Genomic DNA, 16,012 nt, shown 5'->3' with positions numbered 1-16,012 from the left:
CGCCCCACCCTACCGGCGGGCGTGCACGGCCCCCGCCGGCGCCGGTGTCGGGCGTACCACCGTCGCGTGACACCTGGTAGCCCGCGACGCGGAGTCGTCGGCGGCGGGCGTCCAGGTCACGATCAGCGACGAGGCGGTCGCCGAGCCTACGGTCACGCCGCCCGGCGGGGTGGTGTCGGAGCCCCCCGCGCCGCCGTCGCAGGGCGCCCCGTCGGGGGTGCAGTTCACCGGCGTGCCGGTGCCGCTCGACACCCAGCCCGACGTGGCGCTCGCGCCCGGCGCCAGGCTGCCGTTGTACTCGCGGTCGGTGAAGGCGTAGAGGCTGCCCGAGTGGGTGAGCAGCGCGTCCCGGTACGAGCCGACCGTGGTGCCGGATCAGGTCGAACTCCACGGTCCAACCAGTGAGCGTGCCGGTGCCGTGGTTGGTGACGGAATCCTCCGGCACTGCGACACCATCCGCGCCCCCTGACCACCGGCATGTCCAACGGACTGATCGAGTCCACCAAGACCAAGACCCGACTGATCATCCGCCGAGGCTTCGGCTTCCACTCCGCCGAAGCCATCATCACCGTCGTCATGCTCACCCTCGCCGGGGACAAGCCCACCCTCCCCGGCCGCCAACCCGCCATGGGGCGACCCGCACACACGGCAGCAGAGCCGCCTTTTGCGGGCTGGAGCGTGAGATCCAGGCCGGGTGCAGTGCCGCCTGGTGGTGCGCGATCGTGGGAGGGGGCGGATTTTGCTGAGGCCCGCGCCTTCTGGGTACTTCCGCGCGCCAGGTGGGCCACGGCGGTTCACGTCGTGGTCAGGCGTTGGGGCAGGGATCGTTGTGGTGACCGAATTGATCACCGACCGAGGATGCTCATGAAGATCGAACCCGGATACACCTACCTGCTGAAGAACGATCGCAGTGGCCGCGTCGTCTCCCCGCAGGCCTTCAGCACTGCGGAGGCGCAAACCCTGCAGCAGCTCAACCTGCGCACAGACCCGGGTCAGCGCAAGGCGCAGGTGTGGCACGCGATGCCCCTGGACGACGGCTATGTGCTGTTCGTCAACAAGAAGAGTGCCCGCGTCATGTCCCCGCAGGCCTTCAGCCAGGCGGAGGCGCAGACCTTGCAGCAGCTCAACATCCGTACTGACCCGGGCCACCGGAACACGCAGCAGTGGGAGGCCATGGACGACGGGAACCGGCTGCTGCTGCGCAATCGCATCAGCGGCCGGGTCGTCTCCCCGCAGGCCTTCAGCACTGCGGAGGCGCAGACCCTGCAGCAGCTCAACATCCGCGCCGACGCGAACCAGCGCGCCGTGCAGCGTTGGGAATTGGTGGTGGACGGCGAGGACAGGCGGGTGACCGAACTCCCGCCGGTCGACCGGGAGGTCAACGAGATCGGTGACGTGGACCGGCTGACCGGATTTGCCAAGCCGCCCAAGGACAGGACCGACGAGGTACTGGTGGGCCAGAGTGTGATCCCGTTCCTCCTGGTCAACGACGGCGGCGTCGATCAGCGGCCGTGGCAGAGCGAGACCAATCCGTACTACCTTCTCAAGCGGTTCGGGTACTGGGAGCAGGTCTTCTACTACGAGCACTCGGGCAACTCGGAGTACACGGAGAAGCAGACCACCACGCTCGGACTGACGACGGGTAACCAGCACACGATCGAGGAGACCGTGAGCATCACGGTCGGCATGGACGCCGGCTTCGCCTTCAAGGGCCTCACCGCGTCGATGAGCACCTCCATCACCACCGGGCTGCGGGTGGAGCGGACCTCGTACTCCGAGGAGGAGAGCAGCGAGACCGTGGAGATCACCAGGAGGTACGAGTCGAACGGCAAACGCGTGGCGGAGGCTGTCTGGTACCGGGGCGACCGCTACAGCCTGCAACGGCTCGACGGAACCCAGCTGATGGAATGGCGCACGATTAATGATCAAATGAAGGTCAACGACTCCTACCCTGCCGGGTAGTATCCGCCTCCTTGGAGTACCTGGTGACCTCCGCTGGGTCGGCGGTCACCACGTGCACAGAGTCCCGCAGACGCCGAGGACGCTGCCAGCCACGCCAGCGGAAGCTGATCGAGGTAGAAGGGATCGCGAACCGCCGCCGCGCGACAGCGTGTAAGTGACTCCAGGTGCGGGTGAGGGGGTGCGACTGCTCGCAGAGGGGGCCGCGCGGGGAAACGGGAGTTCTCGTCTCGGACGGGTGACCTTTCCCGGTGGTGGTCGTTGGGCGTGGTGGCGGTGTCCTCGGCCGTGGGGCGTCCTCGTGGGGCGTGGGGTGTCCTCGGGCGTGGGGCGTGCTCGGGCCGTGAAAGGGTGGGCAGGGTGATGGCCGTGGGTGGGCTGCGGGAGGTCGCGGCGCCGTGCGTGGCTCCGGGGCCGTCCGGCGCGGCGGTGCGTGGCCGCTTCAAGCACTTCGCACCCCGCGACGAGACGGTGCTCCGGCCGGTGGGCGCGCACCAGGTCGCCCGCATGCGTCAGGCATGGGTCCGGGACTCACCCCCGCTCACCGCATAGGAACGGTACGGTGCGCGAATACAGCCTTCCGCCTCTGGTACCGGCCCTGACGACGGGCGGCCTCGCGGACTCCGTGTACGAGGTGGCCGAACGCGACCCCGAACTGTCCCAACTGGCCAGGGACGGCGGCCGGGACGAAGGCGAGTGGACGGCGGTGACCGCGGCCGGGTTCCGTGACGAGGTGCTGGGCCTCGCGAAGGGCCTGCTCGCGGCGGGCGTCCGGTTCGGTGAGCGGGTGGCGGTGATGGCCCGGACCCGTTACGAGTGGACGCAGTTCTGCTACGCGCTCTGGTCCCTCGGCGCCCAGGTCGTCCCCGTCTACCCCACCTCCTCGGCCGGGCAGGTTCGGTGGATCCTGTCGAACGCGCAGGTGAGCGCGATCGTGGTGGAGCACGCGGACCACGCCATGACGGTGGGCGCCGCCTGCGACGCGCAGACCGGTCTGCGCTCCCTGTGGCAGCTCGACGCGGGCTGCGTCCAGCAGTTGACGGAGCAGGGCCGTCACCTGCCCGACGAAATGGTGCACCGTCACCGGCGTGCCGTCACCCCCCGGTCGGCCGCCGTCATCGCCTACACCTCGGGCACCACGGGCCCCCTCCCCCGGGGCTGTGTGATCACCCATGCCAACCTGGCCGCCGAGTGCGACACCCTGTACGCCGGGTGGCGGGACCTCATCGCCGTGCCCGGCGAGCAGCCGGCCGTCCTCGCCTTCCTGCCGCTCTCGCACATCTACGGCCTGATGGTGCAGGTAGTCTGTCTGCGGAGCGGTGTCCTGCTGGGCCATCAGCCCGATCTTTCCCCGGCCTCGCTGCTGCCCGCCCTGGCATCCTTCCGGCCCACGTACGTCTTCGCCGTGCCCTACGTCTTCGAGCGGATCCTGCACGCCGCGCGCCGGGCGGCCGAGGAGGCCGGCCGGGGGGACCTGTTCCGCCGAGCCGAGGAGGTTGCGGTGCGGCACGCCGAACGGACGCAGCGGCGGGAGGCCGGCGAGGGACCGGGCCCCGGTCCCGTGCTCCGGGCCGAGCACACGGTGTTCGACCGCCTGGTGTACGGCCGGCTGCGTGCCGTGCTGGGCGGCCGCGTCCGCTACGCGACCTCCGGCGGTTCGGCCCTGGACCGTGAGTTGGGACTGTTCTTCGCCGGGGCCGGGATCGCCGTCCACGACGGATACGGGCTCACCGAGACGAGCGCCGCGGTGACCACCCAGCCTCCGGGCCGTCCCCGCTTCGGTACCGTGGGCCGGCCGCTGCCGGGGTGTGCCGTGCGCATCGCCGACGACGGCGAGATCTGGGTGAGCGGCGACGTCGTGTTCGCCGGCTACCACGACGACCCGTCGGCCACGGCGGCGGTACTGCGCGGCGGCTGGTTCGCGACGGGGGACGTGGGTCGCCTCGACGACGACGGCTATCTCGTCCTCACCGGGCGCAAGAAGGACATCATCGTCACCAGCGGGGGCAAGAGCGTCAGCCCGCAGCCACTGGAGCAGCGGCTGCGCAGGCATCCGCTCATCTCCCAGTGCCTGGTGGTCGGGGACAACCGGCCGTTCGTCGCGGCTCTGGTCACACTGGATCCGGACGCGTGGGAGCACTGGCGGCGTTCACGCGAGCGGCACTGCCGCCGGTCCGGGTCGGCCGCTGCCGGCGGGGATCTGCACACGGAGATCCAGCGGGCGGTGCACATGGCGAACAGCGTGGTCTCCCGGGCGGAGTCGATCCGGGCCTTCCGGATCCTGCCGACGGAGTTCAGCGTCCAGGACGGGCTGCTGACCGCTTCGCTGAAACTGCGGCGCGGCGCGATCACCCAGGCGTACGCGGCGGAGATCGAGGCGATGTACACGTCCTGACGGCATGGCAGCACGGCGGCGTGGCAGCTCGGCGGCACGGCGGCATTCCGGGGGCGGGACGTGCGCTACGCGTCGCGACGGACGCTCCGCGTCGGGACGGGCGCTCCGCGTCGGGACGGGCGCACCCGGCGCCTTGAGGGGGCACCGGGTACCCCCCGGGGGTGCGGCAGGATCAGGCTCGGGCGGGCGCCGGGTCGGCCGGGGCCTCTGCACCTGCCTCGTCAGCGGTGCCGGCGCGTACGGCGGGGATGAGGGAGGCTACCGCGGCCGACAGCAGCGCCACGCCGCAACCGATCGCCAGGCCGGTGCGGAAACCGCCCTCGGAGGCGAGGCTGTAGCCGCCGAGGCTGACGGTCATCTGGGCCAGTACGACACCGATGACGGCCGAACCGATCGTGGTGCCGAGGGAACGCATCAGCGTGTTGAACCCGTTGGCCGCCGCCGTCTCGGAGAGCGGTACGGCACTCATGATGAGAGCGGGCATCGCGCCGTAGGCCAGGCCGACCCCGCTGTTGACCACGATGCCGACGACCATCAGGCCCCAGGCCGAACCCATCAGGAACTGGGCGAGCCCGTACCCGAGCGAGATGACCAGGGCGCCGCAGGCCAGAGCGAACTTGGCGCCGCGCGCGTTGATGAGCTTTCCGCCCAGAGGCGAGACGATCATCATCATCACGCCGCCGGGCGCCATCCACAGGCCGGCGGCCAGCATGGACTGCCCCAGTCCGTATCCGGTGGCCTCGGGGAACTGGAGCAGCTGGGGTGCGATCAGCATGAAGGCGTACATGCCGACGCCGACGAGGATCGAGGCGGCGTTGGCGAGAAGGACCGGCGGGCGGGCGGTGGTCCGCAGGTCGATCAGCGGATCGCGGGTGCGCAGTTCCCAGTACCCCCAGGCGAGGAGTGCCACGGCGGCCAGGGTCAGCAGGCCCAACGTAGTGCCCGAGCCCCATCCCCAGTCGGCTCCCTTGGAGATCGCGAGGAGCAGCGACACCAGGCCGACGGCGAGTCCGAGCGCGCCGGGGGCGTCGAAGCGCTGTCCGCGGGCTCCCGCGGGCACGTCGGGAATCACGAAGAAGATCAGCACTCCGATCAGCAGGGCGAGACCGGCCGCTCCCCAGAACAGGGCCCGCCAGTTCGCGTACTGGGCGACGGCGGCGGCGAGCGGCAGGCCGACGGCGCCGCCGATTCCCATAGAAGCGCTCACCAGGGCGATGGAGCCGCTCAGCTTCTCGGCCGGCACGACGTCGCGCAGGAGAGCGATGCCCAGCGGCACCATGCCCATGCCCATGCCCTGGAGTCCACGGCCGACGATCATCGGTACGACGGTCGAGGAGAGCGCGCACACCACCGAACCGGCGACCAGCGGCACGGCGCAGACCAGGAGCATGCGCCGCTTGCCGAACAGGTCGCCGAGACGCCCGGAGACCGGCACGCACACTCCGGCGACGAGCAGCGTGACCGTGATCACCCAGGCCGCGTTGGAGGCCGAGGTGTGCAGGAGCTGCGGCATCTCCGCGATCAGCGGGGTCACCAGGGTCTGCATGATCGCGGCGACCGTGCCGGCCAGGGCCAGCGTGGCGACGACCGCACCTGAGCGGCCGGTCGGCTGAGGGCCGTCCATGGGGAGCTCCTCTTCGGGGCGTCAACGAGGTGGCGCCCCGACTGAGGCGCGATGTGCATCTCACATATTTCATGCACTCGCCATATCGTGTGTTGGATACACAGACCGAGGAACGCCGGAGACCTCGGACGGCACCGTCGGGCCAGCGGTCGGAAACCTGTGTCGCGCCGCGATGCCGTCCGGCAGACTCCAGGGTATGGAGACAGCCGAGTTCCTTGAGATCCTGGACCAGGAGGGCCGGTCACTCGCTGCGGCCGCCGAGGCGGCGGGCACCGGAGCGAAGGTTCCCACCTGCCCGCAGTGGCAGGTACGGGACCTGCTGCGGCACACCGGAGCCGTGCACCGCTGGGCCACCGCATTCGTCGCGGAGGGCCACCCCTCACCCCGCCCCATCGGCGAGGGCCCGGACCTCGACGGCGGCGACCTGCTCACCTGGTACCGCGACAGCCACCGACACCTGGTCGACACCCTGGCGGCAGCTCCGGCGGACATCGCCGTGTGGACCTTCCACCCGGCCCCGTCACCCTCCCCGCTCGCCTTCTGGACCCGGCGTCAGGCACACGAGACGGCGATCCACCGGTACGACGCGGAGACGGCCCGCGGCGGCAGTCCGTCCCCGGTGGGGATCCCGTTCGCCGTGGACGGGATCGACGAGTTGCTGCGCGGCTTCCACGCCCGCGCCGGCAGCCGGGTGCGTACGCCGCAGCCGCGCACACTGCGGGTGCGCACCACCGACGCGGACGCGGTGTGGACGGTACGGCTCTCGACGGAGGCACCCGCGGCCACCCCGGACGCGACCGGCCGCGAGGACGCGGAACTGAGCGGGCCGGCGGCGGAGTTGTACCTGGCGCTGTGGAACCGGACGCCGGTGCCGAGCGTGTCGGGGGACGCCACGCTGGCCGAGCTGTGGCGGGAGACGTCCGGGATCGGCTGACCTCCCGGCACGGTCGACCGGCCGACGACCCGCCCGCGCCGCGCGACGCCCCGGCCGAACGAACCGAAACGGCCGCCCGGCGCATGCCCCGTGCCGGCCGGAGCCACCCGAACGACCCGCCCCACTCCGCCCGGTAGCGCCTTGTACTGCGCCGTACCGCCTCGTACCGCCCTGAACTGCCCGCCGGAAGGGTCACCGGCTCCCCGGACGTGGTCACCACCCCCGCCCGGACCGCCGGTGCGGCTCCCCGGCAGGCTGCCGGGGTCAGGCCCCCGCGACGGCCGGACCGCCTCCCGCCGGGCCCTGCTGCGGGTACACCAGGCCCACATGGTGCGCGAGTTGGCCGGCGGCGTGTCTGAAGAACGGCGCCCGGTCCTCGACCACGCGGTTGAACTGGCCGAACAGTTCGAAGCCGACCAGGCCGAACAGCTGCGCCCAGGCCGCGACCAGGGCCACCACAGTCTCCGGAGGGAGATCGGGCGCCAGGTCGGCGGCCATGCGGACGGCCTCGGGGCGCAGTTCGGCCGGCAGCGGCGGCCTGGCCAGACCGAGACCCCGGTGCGCGTCGCGGACGATACCGATGAGGAGCTCACCGACCCGCGCGGCCGGCGGCACGGTCTCCAGGGGCGCGGCATAGCCGGGAACGGGCGAGCCGTAGATGAGCGCGTACTCGTGCGGGTGATCCAGCGCCCAGCCGCGCACCGCCTCACAGACCACGGTCCAGCGCCGCACCGGGCCGGCCTCGGCCGCGGCCCGGTGTGCCGCCTCGGCCGTCTCGCCGAGGGAGTCGTAGGCGTCGATGATGAGAGCGGTGAGCAGGTCGTCCCGGCTGGGGAAGTAGCGGTACAGCGCGGAGGAGACCATGCCGAGTTCCCGGGCCACCGCCCGCAGCGAGAGCTTGGCGGCTCCGTCCGCCGCGAGCTGTCTGCGGGCCGCGTCCTTGATGGCCGCGGTGATCTCGATCCGGGCGCGGGCACGGGCGCCGCCGTGTGCGGTGTCGCTCATGACCAGCAGTCTCGCACACATCGAGAGCGGTGCACACAGAACAGAGCAGTGCACATAGATGAGAGCACCGCCCACACAGGAGAGCACCACCCGCGCAGGAGGGCGCCACTCTCAGAGCGGAGGGGCACTCAGAGCGGAGGGCACTCAAACCAGCGAGCACCCGATCACATTCGAGAGCGACGCTCAAGAAAGAGAGCACCGCTCTTGCTTTGGGCGGCCACCCTGCGGCAGACTGGGCACATCAAAGCGAGAGCAGCGCTCACATAAAAGAGCGACGCTCTCCCTCACCTCCAGGGGAGTCCTCATGTCCACGCAGGCGCACGTCCGCAAGCCCGGGTGGTTCACCGTCAACGTGCTCAATCGGGTGGTCGCGTGGATGACCCGCCGCGGTATCAGCATCTGGGGGTCCCGCGTTCTCGCGGTCCGCGGCCGCAAGAGCGGCCAGTGGCGCACCACCCCGGTCAACCTGCTGACCTACGACGGCAAGCAGTACCTGGTCGCGCCGCGCGGCCACGTCCAGTGGACGCACAACATGCGGGTGGCGGGCGGCGGCGAGCTCCGTCTCGGCAGGAGCGCCGAGGAGTTCACCGCCGTCGAGGTGTCCGACGACGACAAGACTCCGATCCTGCGCGCCTACCTCAAGCGCTGGAAGGCCGAGGTCGGCGTGTTCTTCAACGGCGTCGGCCCGGATTCACCGGACGCCGAGCTGCGACGCATCGCCCCGGACCACCCGGTCTTCCGGATCACGGTCGGCCGCTGACCCGGCACCGACCAGGCACCGACCGGGCACCGACGGACGTTCGGCCGTCACCGCCGTGGACCGGCGGCGGCAGAGTGGCGGCAGGCGAGTGGCGGCAGCCGCGGGAACCGCACTGCCGCAGGAGTCGGCGGTTGCCGGAAGCCCGGCCACCGCCATGAGCCGCCCGCGGCGACGGCGTGCCGCCTCGGGGTGGTCCGCGACGGCACCCGCACTCGTGCCGGTGCGCCGGCACGGCTGTGCGACCGGCAGATCGGCGGAGACTGCCCCGGGGCGGTCTCCGCGGGAAAGCACCCTCCGCGGGAATGCACCCTGCAGCGGAAGGCACCCTCCGCCGGAAACCCCGTGCACGGAAAGCAGACCCGACCGGGAGAGCGTTCTCCGGCGGGAACCGCCCTCCGGCCGCAAGGCGCCGGCTCCGGCCGGCGGCCCTCCGCGGGGAGCCCGCTGCGGTCAGGAGCCCGCTTCGCCCGCAGCGGTTCGCCGGTCCAGTACCGTCAGCGCGCGCTGCGCGATCGGCCGGTTGCGGATCAGCTCGCCGAGCGAGGTGGAGCCGCGCGTGATGTCCGTGAACGCCTTCCACGCCGGCCGGAACCCGGTGAGGGCGGCGTGGAAGACGCCGGGCCGCCGTTCGAATGCCGCCAGCATCCGCTTGCCGACCGCCATCTCCACACCCAGGCCGGCCTTCACGGCGAACGCGTAGTTCAGTGCCTGGCGGCGGCTGTCCACCGCGTCGTGGGCCTCGGCGATGCGCACGGCCCACTCCCCCGCCAACCGCCCCGAGCGCAGCGCGAAGGAGATGCCCTCGCGCGTCCAGGGCTCCAGCAGCCCCGCCGCGTCCCCGCACACCAGGACCCGGCCGCGGGAGAGCGGCGAGTCGTCGGCCCGACAACGGGTCAGGTGGCCGGAGGAGATGCGGGGTTCGAAACCGGCCAGCCCCAGACGGCCGATGAAGTCCTCCAGGTACCGCTTGGTCGCGGCGCCCTCGCCCCGGGCGGAGATCACGCCGACGGTCAGCGTGTCGCCCTTGGGGAACACCCAGCCGTAACTGCCGGGCATCGGGCCCCAGTCGATCAGGACCCGTCCCCGCCAGTCCTCGGCGACCGTGTCCGGCACCGGGATCTCCGCTTCCAGGCCCAGGTCCACCTGGTCCACCTTGACGCCGACGTGTGCTCCTATCCGGCTGGCGCTGCCGTCGGCGCCGACGACCGCGCGGGCGAGCACCGACTCGCCGCCCTGGAGCACGACGGCGACCGTGCGCCGGTCAGGCACCGCCGCGCCGTGCTGCTCGACGCGCTGCACGGTGACGCCGGTGCGCAGCTCGGCGCCCGCCTTCTGCGCGTGCTCCACCAACTGCTGGTCGAACTCGGGCCGGTTGATCAGCCCGAAGAGCATCTGCTTGGAACGCCGGGTGCGGGTGAAACGCCCGTTGTGGGAGAAGGTCACGGCGTGGACCCGGTCCCGCAGCGGCAGTTCGTAGCCGGGCGGCAGGGCGTCGCGGGAGGGGCCGATGATTCCGCCGCCGCAGGTCTTGTAGCGGGGCAGCTCCGCCTTCTCCAGCAGGAGCACGCGTCGCCCCGCGACCGCCGCCGCGTAGGCGGCCGACGCCCCCGCCGGTCCCGCGCCCACCACGACGACGTCCCACACCTGCTGCACGTCGTCGTCCGCCGAAGAGTTCTCGCTGCTCACGATGGTCTACTGCTCCCGATCAAGCCGACTGCCGCTGCTGTCCATGGCATCCTACGGCGGAGATCGCCGAGGGCCCCTGTGGGAGGATCGGCGGCGCCCGCGTCCCGCATTCCGGGACGCGCGTAGGCTCGCACGGCCACTCGTTGGCACAAGAGCGCACCCACCGTACGCACACGTACGCGCAAGCACACCGTCGCACCCACAAGGAGCGTGCCCATGTCGTCGAATCCGGTCGCCGAGACCGTCGCCTCGCTGATGCCCAGGGCGAAGGCGGAGCTCGCCGAGCTGGTGGCCTTCAGATCGGTGGCGGACTTCGACCAGTTTCCCCGGAGCGAGAGCCGGGCGGCCGCCGACTGGGTCGCCGAGGCGCTCCGGGCCGAGGGGTTCACGGACGTGGCCCTGCTCGACACGCCGGACGGCACGCAGTCGGTCTACGGCTTCCTCCCCGGCCCGGCAGGTGCCCGGACGGTGCTGCTGTACGCCCACTACGACGTGCAGCCTCCGCTGGACGAGGCGGCCTGGACGTCCCCGCCGTTCGAGCTGACGGAGCGCGACGGCCGCTGGTACGGCCGCGGCACCGCCGACTGCAAGGGCGGCATCGTGATGCACCTGCTCGCGCTGCGTGCGCTCAGGGCCGACGGCGGTGTGCCGGTGCACGTCAAGGTGATCGCCGAGGGCTCGGAGGAGCAGGGCACGGGCGGTCTGGAGCGGTACGCGGAGCAGCACCCGGAGCTGCTGGAGGCGGACACCGTCGTCATCGGTGACGCGGGCAACTTCCGCGCCGGGTTGCCCACGGTGACCTCCACCCTGCGCGGTATGACCCTGCTCCGGGTGCAGGTCGACACCCTGGAGGGCAATCTGCACTCCGGGCAGTTCGGCGGGGCGGCGCCGGATGCGCTGGCCGCGCTGATCCGCGTACTGGACTCGCTGCGCACCGAGGACGGTTCCACCGCGGTCGACGGACTCGCGGCGGACTCGCGGTGGGAGGGGCTCCAGTACGACGAGGAGCAGTTCCGCCGGGACGCCAAGGTGCTGGACGGGGTGGAACTCATCGGGTCCGGTACCGTCGCCGACCGGATCTGGGCCCGCCCTGCCGTCACCGTGCTGGGCATCGACTGCCCGCCGGTGGTCGGCGCCACTCCGTCGGTGCAGGCGGGTGCTCGCGCGCTGGTCAGCCTGCGGGTGCCGCCGGGCGTCGATGCGGCCGAGGCGACCAAGCTGCTCCAGGCCCACCTGGAGGCGCGCACGCCGTGGGGCGCCCGGGTGGCAGTGGAGCAGATCGGGCAGGGCCAGCCGTTCCGCGCGGACACCGCCAGCCCCGCCTACCAGGCGATGGCCGACGCGATGGCGGTGGCCTACCCGGGCCAGGAGATGCAGTACGCGGGCCAGGGCGGTTCGATCCCGCTGTGCAACACGCTCGCGGCACTGTACCCGCGGGCGGAGATCCTGCTGATCGGGCTGAGCGAGCCGGAGGCGCAGATCCACGCGGTGAACGAGAGCGTCTCGCCTCAGGAACTGGAGCGGCTCGCGGTGGCGGAGGCCCGGTTCCTGCGCAACTACGCGGCGAACTGACGCCCACTCGCGGCGGGTGCGCGCCCGGTTCCGGGCGCAGATCCACGCCCGGGTCCCGATCCGCGCCCGGGTCCGCGCCCGGGACCAGGTCCGCGCCCGGGACCGGGTCCGCGCCCGAGTCCGGCTCGCGGGCGCGGTCCGGTCCGGGTCACCGCCGGGCCCCGGACCGTGCGGACGGCGGGTCCCGGCGGTCCGCCGGTGTGCGGACGGTCAGCCGACGGGCGTCCCGGCCTCCAGGTAGAACACCGTGGCGCGCTCCCGGGCGCGCAACGCCCAGCGCAGGCGCTCGTAGCGGACCGGCGGCAGCAGTTCGGCGGCTTCGGCCTCGGTGACGAAGCGCCAGTCGCGCAGTTCGGGGCCGGGCAGCAGGAGGGCGCGGGCCTCGGCGGAGTCGAGGCGGCCTCCGTCGAAGAGGAGGCGCAGTCCTCCGTAGGCGGCCGGCGGTGCGGGCGCCTCCCAGTCCACGACGAGGAGGCGGGGGGCGTCCTCGAGGTGGATGCCGGTCTCCTCGGCCACCTCGCGCACTCCCGCCCGTGCGGGTGCCTCGCCGGGTTCGACCACACCCCCGGGGAACTCCCAGCCGGCCTTGTAGGTCGGGTCGACCAGCAGCACGCGGTCGTCCTCGTCGAAGAGCAGCACCCCGGCGGCAAGGGTCTCCGCGGTGGGCTCCGGGGTCTGCACGATCTCGCAGACGGGAGCCGTCCCGGTGCTGACGGCTTCGGCGACGCGGACGGCGGCCTCGTGCGGGGTGAGCGCACTGGTGTCGACCGGGTAGGCGTCCGCGGTGAGCCAGGACGCCAGGGCGGAGCGGTACGGCTCGATGTGGTCGTCGGACCACCGCCGGGTCGGTATCCCGCCGTCGGAGGGGTCCGCCGGTGGTTCTCGACGGGCCGTACGCTCGCGCAGGATCGTTTCGGCCGGGGTCAGGACGACATGCCTCACGGTGATCCGGCGAGCGGCGAGGCCGCCGAAGATCTCGTCCCGGTGCTCCTGGCGCAGGAGTGTCACGGGGACGAGGAGGGTGCCGCCGAGTTCGGCGAGCATCGCGGCGGCGGTGTCGATCATCAGTCGTCGCCAGATCGGCAGGTCCTGGATGTCGCCGACCTCGGCGAGGTGTTTGGGCGGGAGCAGTTGGCTCAGTGCGCCGCCGATGACCTCGGAGTCGAAGAGCGTGCTGTTCGGGATCAGTTCGATCAGTTCCCGTGCGGTGGTGGTCTTCCCCGCACCGAACGCACCGTTGATCCAGACGATCACGGTTCCCCCTCTTCTGTTGGCCCCCTGTGGCTTGCCCGCTCCACCCTGCCACGGAAACCAGCCCCAGTTGAGGGCGCACATGCGCCGGTACCGGCCACGCCGCCGGGCGGGGCCGGTACCGGACCGCGGACCGTCAGTCCGTCCGGACCGTCCCGTCACCGAGGTCGAAGCTGTCCTGGGCCACGACGTGGTCGAGGGTGCTCAGGGTGTCGCCCACGTTCACGTCCCCGATGTCCTCGGTGCCCGCGCCGTGCGAGGGGGTGATCGCCGCGACGACGAATCCGGTGGCCAGGGAGGCGATGGCGAGCATGCTGCGCTTCTTCATGCCCGACTCAACGGCTGAGGGCGGCGGGAGTCACGCGGGGTGAGGTCCGTCGCCGCGCTCGCCGGGCGGGATGCTCACCCGCGCGACCGCGCGGAGGTCACACGCCTGCCGCGGTCGCGTCGGCCCGGCCGACGAGCGCTGCCGCGGCCGCGCCGACCAGGCCGGCGTCCGTGCCCATCTGGGCCGGCACCACCTGCAGTCGGCGGGCGAAGGACAGGGTGGCGTAATCGGCCAGGGAGGCGCGCAGCGGGGCGAGGAGCACCTCGCCGGCCTTGCCCACTCCCCCGCCGACAACCGCGATGTCGACCTCCACGAGGCTTGCGGTGGCTGCGATGCCGGCGGCGAGCGCCTGGGCGGCCCGCGCGAAGGAGGCTCGGGCCACCGGGTCCCCGGCGCGGGCGGCGGCGGCCACCGCCGCGGCGGAGCCGTCTCCGTCGGGGCCCGGCCGCCAGCCGTCCTGCAGGGCGCGGCGGGCGATGTTGGGGCCGCTGGCGATGCGTTCGACGCAGCCGCGGCCGCCGCAGGGGCACGGGTCGCCGTCCAGGTCCACGCTGATGTGACCGATGTGGCCTGCGTTGCCGGTGGGGCCCGGATGGAGACGGCCGCCCAGGACCAGGCCGCCGCCCACTCCGGTGGAGACCACCATGCACAGCGCGTTGTCATGGCCGCGAGCAGCGCCCTGCCAGTGCTCCGCAGCGGTGATGGCCACGCCGTCGCCGATCAGTTCGACGGGCACTCCTCCGGTCACCGCGCGCACTCGCTCCACCAGCGGGAAGCCGCGCCATCCCGGTACGTTGACCGGGCTCACGGTGCCCGCGGAGGCGTCGACCGGGCCCGCGCTGCCGATGCCGAGCGCGTGCACGTGTCCCCACCGCGGTGAGGCGGTGAGCTCGACGAGGACCCGCTCGACGGCCCGCATGACGGTGTCGCCGTCCTGCTGGGCCGGCGTCGGCTGCTGCGCGCGCAGCAGGATCGTGCCGCGGCCGTCGACCAGCGCTCCGGCGATCTTGGTGCCGCCGATGTCGAGCGCAGCCACGAGGTCGGTGTGCATCGGTGTCGGATCTCCCCGTTCGAGCGTGAGTGGCGTGCGAAAGGGCGTCTCCCGGTTCGGCGGCGGAGGCCGGGGCAGGAGCGCGGGGGACAGTCTCTCCCGGTGTGACAACGTTGTCCAGGCTCTATGCTCGATGCCACACCGTTCCACCACCCGACCCGCACCACCACGCCCGGCGTCACCACCCGACCCGCACCACCACGCCCCGCGTCACCACCCGACCCGCACCACCACGCCCCGCGTCACCACCCGACCCGCACCGCCGCCCTCCCCGCACCGCCGCCGCACCCCTCTTCCGCCCTCCCCGCAGCGCCACCGCACCCTCCTCCGCCCTCCCCGTACCAGCCACACCACCGCCGCTCCCCGCGGACGACGACAGGACAGGACGCCGCATCGTGCCCGAGACCGCCCGCGCAGACCGCCGCCTCGCCGGGAGCCGCTACGGCAATCGCCCGACCATGAAGGACGTCGCGGCCCGTGCCGGGGTCGGCCTGAAGACGGTTTCCCGCGTCGTGAACGGCGAGCCCGGCGTCACCCCGGAGACCGAACGCCGGGTGCGGGAGGCCATCGAGGCCCTGGGTTTCCGCCGCAACGACAGCGCACGGGTACTGCGCAAGGGCCGCACCGCCAGCGTCGGACTGGTCCTGGAGGACCTGGCCGACCCCTTCTACGGCCCGCTCAGCCGCGCCGTGGAGGAGGTGGCGCGCTCCCACGGCGCGCTGCTGATCAACGGCTCCAGCGCCGAGGACCCCGACCGGGAGCAGGAACTGGCGCTGGCGCTGTGCGCGAGGCGGGTGGACGGGCTGGTCGTCATCCCGGCCGGGGACGACCACCGCTACCTGGAGCCGGAGATCAGGGCGGGTGTGGCGACCGTGTTCGTGGACCGCCCGGCCGGGCGGATCGACGCCGACGTGGTCCTGTCGGACAACCGCGGCGGCGCCCGGGACGGTGTGGCCCACCTGATCGCGCACGGGCACCGCAGGATCGGGTTCATCGGCGACATGCCCCGCATCCACACCGCGGCCGAGCGGCTGCGCGGGTACCGGGCGGCCATGGAGGACGCGGGCATATCGGTCCTGGAGTCCTGGATGTCGCTGGGCGCGACCGATCCCCAGCGGGTGCGGCGGGCTGCGGAGGAGATGCTGTCCGGGCCGTCGCCGGTGACCGCGGTCCTCACCGGCAACAACCGGGTGACGGTGACCGTGATCCGCGTTCTGGCCGAGCACTCGCGCCCGGTCGCGCTCGTCGGCTTCGACGACATCGAGCTCGCCGACCTGCTGGACCCCGGCGTCACCGTGGTCGCCCAGGACGCGGCCGAACTCGGCCGCACCGCCGCCGAGCGCCTCTTCCGCCAGCTCGACGGCAGGTCCGTCGCACCCGAGCGGATCGAGCTGCCGACCCGGCTGATCACCCGCGGCTCGGGCGAGCTGCCTCCGGCGGACTGAGC

General features: G+C 72.5%; 14 protein-coding genes. 7 read left to right on the top strand and 7 right to left on the bottom strand.

Translation table 11 applies throughout. The features are described from left to right. Positions 1–9: 9 nt before the first annotated feature. Positions 10–342 carry a hypothetical protein gene (locus ACL02U_RS13450; protein ID WP_412791057.1) on the bottom strand — a complete coding sequence of 111 codons (333 nt, stop codon included), beginning with the start codon at positions 340–342 and terminating at the stop codon, positions 10–12. A gap of 522 nt (positions 343–864) precedes the next feature. On the opposite strand from ACL02U_RS13450, the gene ACL02U_RS13445 reads away from it, so the two are divergent. From ACL02U_RS13445 to ACL02U_RS13435, 3 genes are all read left to right on the top strand, one after another. Next, positions 865–1,962, top strand: a complete 1,098-nt coding sequence (locus tag ACL02U_RS13445; RefSeq protein WP_412791004.1) for a hypothetical protein — start codon at positions 865–867, stop codon at positions 1,960–1,962. Between the two features lie 360 nt (positions 1,963–2,322). Continuing rightward, a complete protein-coding gene (locus tag ACL02U_RS13440; RefSeq protein WP_412791003.1) occupies positions 2,323–2,511 on the top strand; it encodes a hypothetical protein in 189 nt (62 codons plus the stop codon). Between the two features lie 10 nt (positions 2,512–2,521). Then, positions 2,522–4,354: an AMP-dependent synthetase/ligase gene (locus ACL02U_RS13435; RefSeq protein WP_412791002.1), complete on the top strand. Its 1,833-nt coding sequence runs from the start codon at positions 2,522–2,524 to the stop codon at positions 4,352–4,354. 172 nt (positions 4,355–4,526) lie between these two features. On the opposite strand, the gene ACL02U_RS13430 is transcribed toward ACL02U_RS13435, so the two are convergent. Beyond that, complete coding sequence (locus ACL02U_RS13430; RefSeq protein ID WP_412791001.1) at positions 4,527–5,978, bottom strand: MFS transporter; 1,452 nt, start codon at positions 5,976–5,978, stop codon at positions 4,527–4,529. A 196-nt stretch (positions 5,979–6,174) separates the two neighbouring features. Here ACL02U_RS13430 and ACL02U_RS13425 point away from each other — a divergent pair, with 196 nt between their 5' ends. Then, the gene (locus tag ACL02U_RS13425; protein ID WP_412791000.1) at positions 6,175–6,912 is read left to right on the top strand and encodes a maleylpyruvate isomerase family mycothiol-dependent enzyme; all 738 of its coding nucleotides are present in this window, start codon (positions 6,175–6,177) and stop codon (positions 6,910–6,912) included. Positions 6,913–7,176: 264 nt separating this feature from the next. Here the strand turns inward: ACL02U_RS13425 and ACL02U_RS13420 are convergent, their stop codons facing one another. Further along, positions 7,177–7,917 carry a TetR/AcrR family transcriptional regulator gene (locus ACL02U_RS13420; protein ID WP_412790999.1) on the bottom strand — a complete coding sequence of 247 codons (741 nt, stop codon included), beginning with the start codon at positions 7,915–7,917 and terminating at the stop codon, positions 7,177–7,179. Between the two features lie 304 nt (positions 7,918–8,221). Between ACL02U_RS13420 and ACL02U_RS13415 the strand changes: the two genes are divergently transcribed. Continuing rightward, on the top strand, positions 8,222–8,677 hold the full coding sequence (locus tag ACL02U_RS13415; protein WP_412790998.1) for a nitroreductase family deazaflavin-dependent oxidoreductase: 456 nt from the start codon (positions 8,222–8,224) through the stop codon (positions 8,675–8,677). Between the two features lie 450 nt (positions 8,678–9,127). Here the strand turns inward: ACL02U_RS13415 and ACL02U_RS13410 are convergent, their stop codons facing one another. Continuing rightward, positions 9,128–10,363, bottom strand: a complete 1,236-nt coding sequence (locus tag ACL02U_RS13410; protein ID WP_412790997.1) for a geranylgeranyl reductase family protein — start codon at positions 10,361–10,363, stop codon at positions 9,128–9,130. A 216-nt stretch (positions 10,364–10,579) separates the two neighbouring features. On the opposite strand from ACL02U_RS13410, the gene ACL02U_RS13405 reads away from it, so the two are divergent. After that, the gene (locus ACL02U_RS13405) at positions 10,580–11,935 is read left to right on the top strand and encodes a dipeptidase (protein WP_412790996.1); all 1,356 of its coding nucleotides are present in this window, start codon (positions 10,580–10,582) and stop codon (positions 11,933–11,935) included. Positions 11,936–12,145: 210 nt separating this feature from the next. Here ACL02U_RS13405 and ACL02U_RS13400 read toward each other — a convergent pair whose 3' ends face one another. The 3 genes from ACL02U_RS13400 to ACL02U_RS13390 form a co-directional block, all read right to left on the bottom strand. Then, complete coding sequence (locus tag ACL02U_RS13400) at positions 12,146–13,189, bottom strand: NUDIX domain-containing protein (RefSeq protein ID WP_412790995.1); 1,044 nt, start codon at positions 13,187–13,189, stop codon at positions 12,146–12,148. A 133-nt stretch (positions 13,190–13,322) separates the two neighbouring features. Then, positions 13,323–13,514, bottom strand: a complete 192-nt coding sequence (locus ACL02U_RS13395) for a hypothetical protein (RefSeq protein ID WP_412790994.1) — start codon at positions 13,512–13,514, stop codon at positions 13,323–13,325. A 97-nt stretch (positions 13,515–13,611) separates the two neighbouring features. Continuing rightward, positions 13,612–14,565, bottom strand: coding sequence for an ROK family protein (locus ACL02U_RS13390; protein ID WP_412790993.1), 954 nt, complete (start codon positions 14,563–14,565; stop codon positions 13,612–13,614). Between the two features lie 395 nt (positions 14,566–14,960). Between ACL02U_RS13390 and ACL02U_RS13385 the strand changes: the two genes are divergently transcribed. Next, complete coding sequence (locus ACL02U_RS13385; protein WP_412790992.1) at positions 14,961–16,010, top strand: LacI family DNA-binding transcriptional regulator; 1,050 nt, start codon at positions 14,961–14,963, stop codon at positions 16,008–16,010. Positions 16,011–16,012: the final 2 nt, after the last annotated feature.

Origin of the sequence: Streptomyces sp. MS06, from assembly GCF_047200655.1 — a bacterium.
Lineage (GTDB): Bacteria > Actinomycetota > Actinomycetes > Streptomycetales > Streptomycetaceae > Streptomyces.
This window is presented reverse-complemented; position numbering and strand designations above follow the sequence as displayed.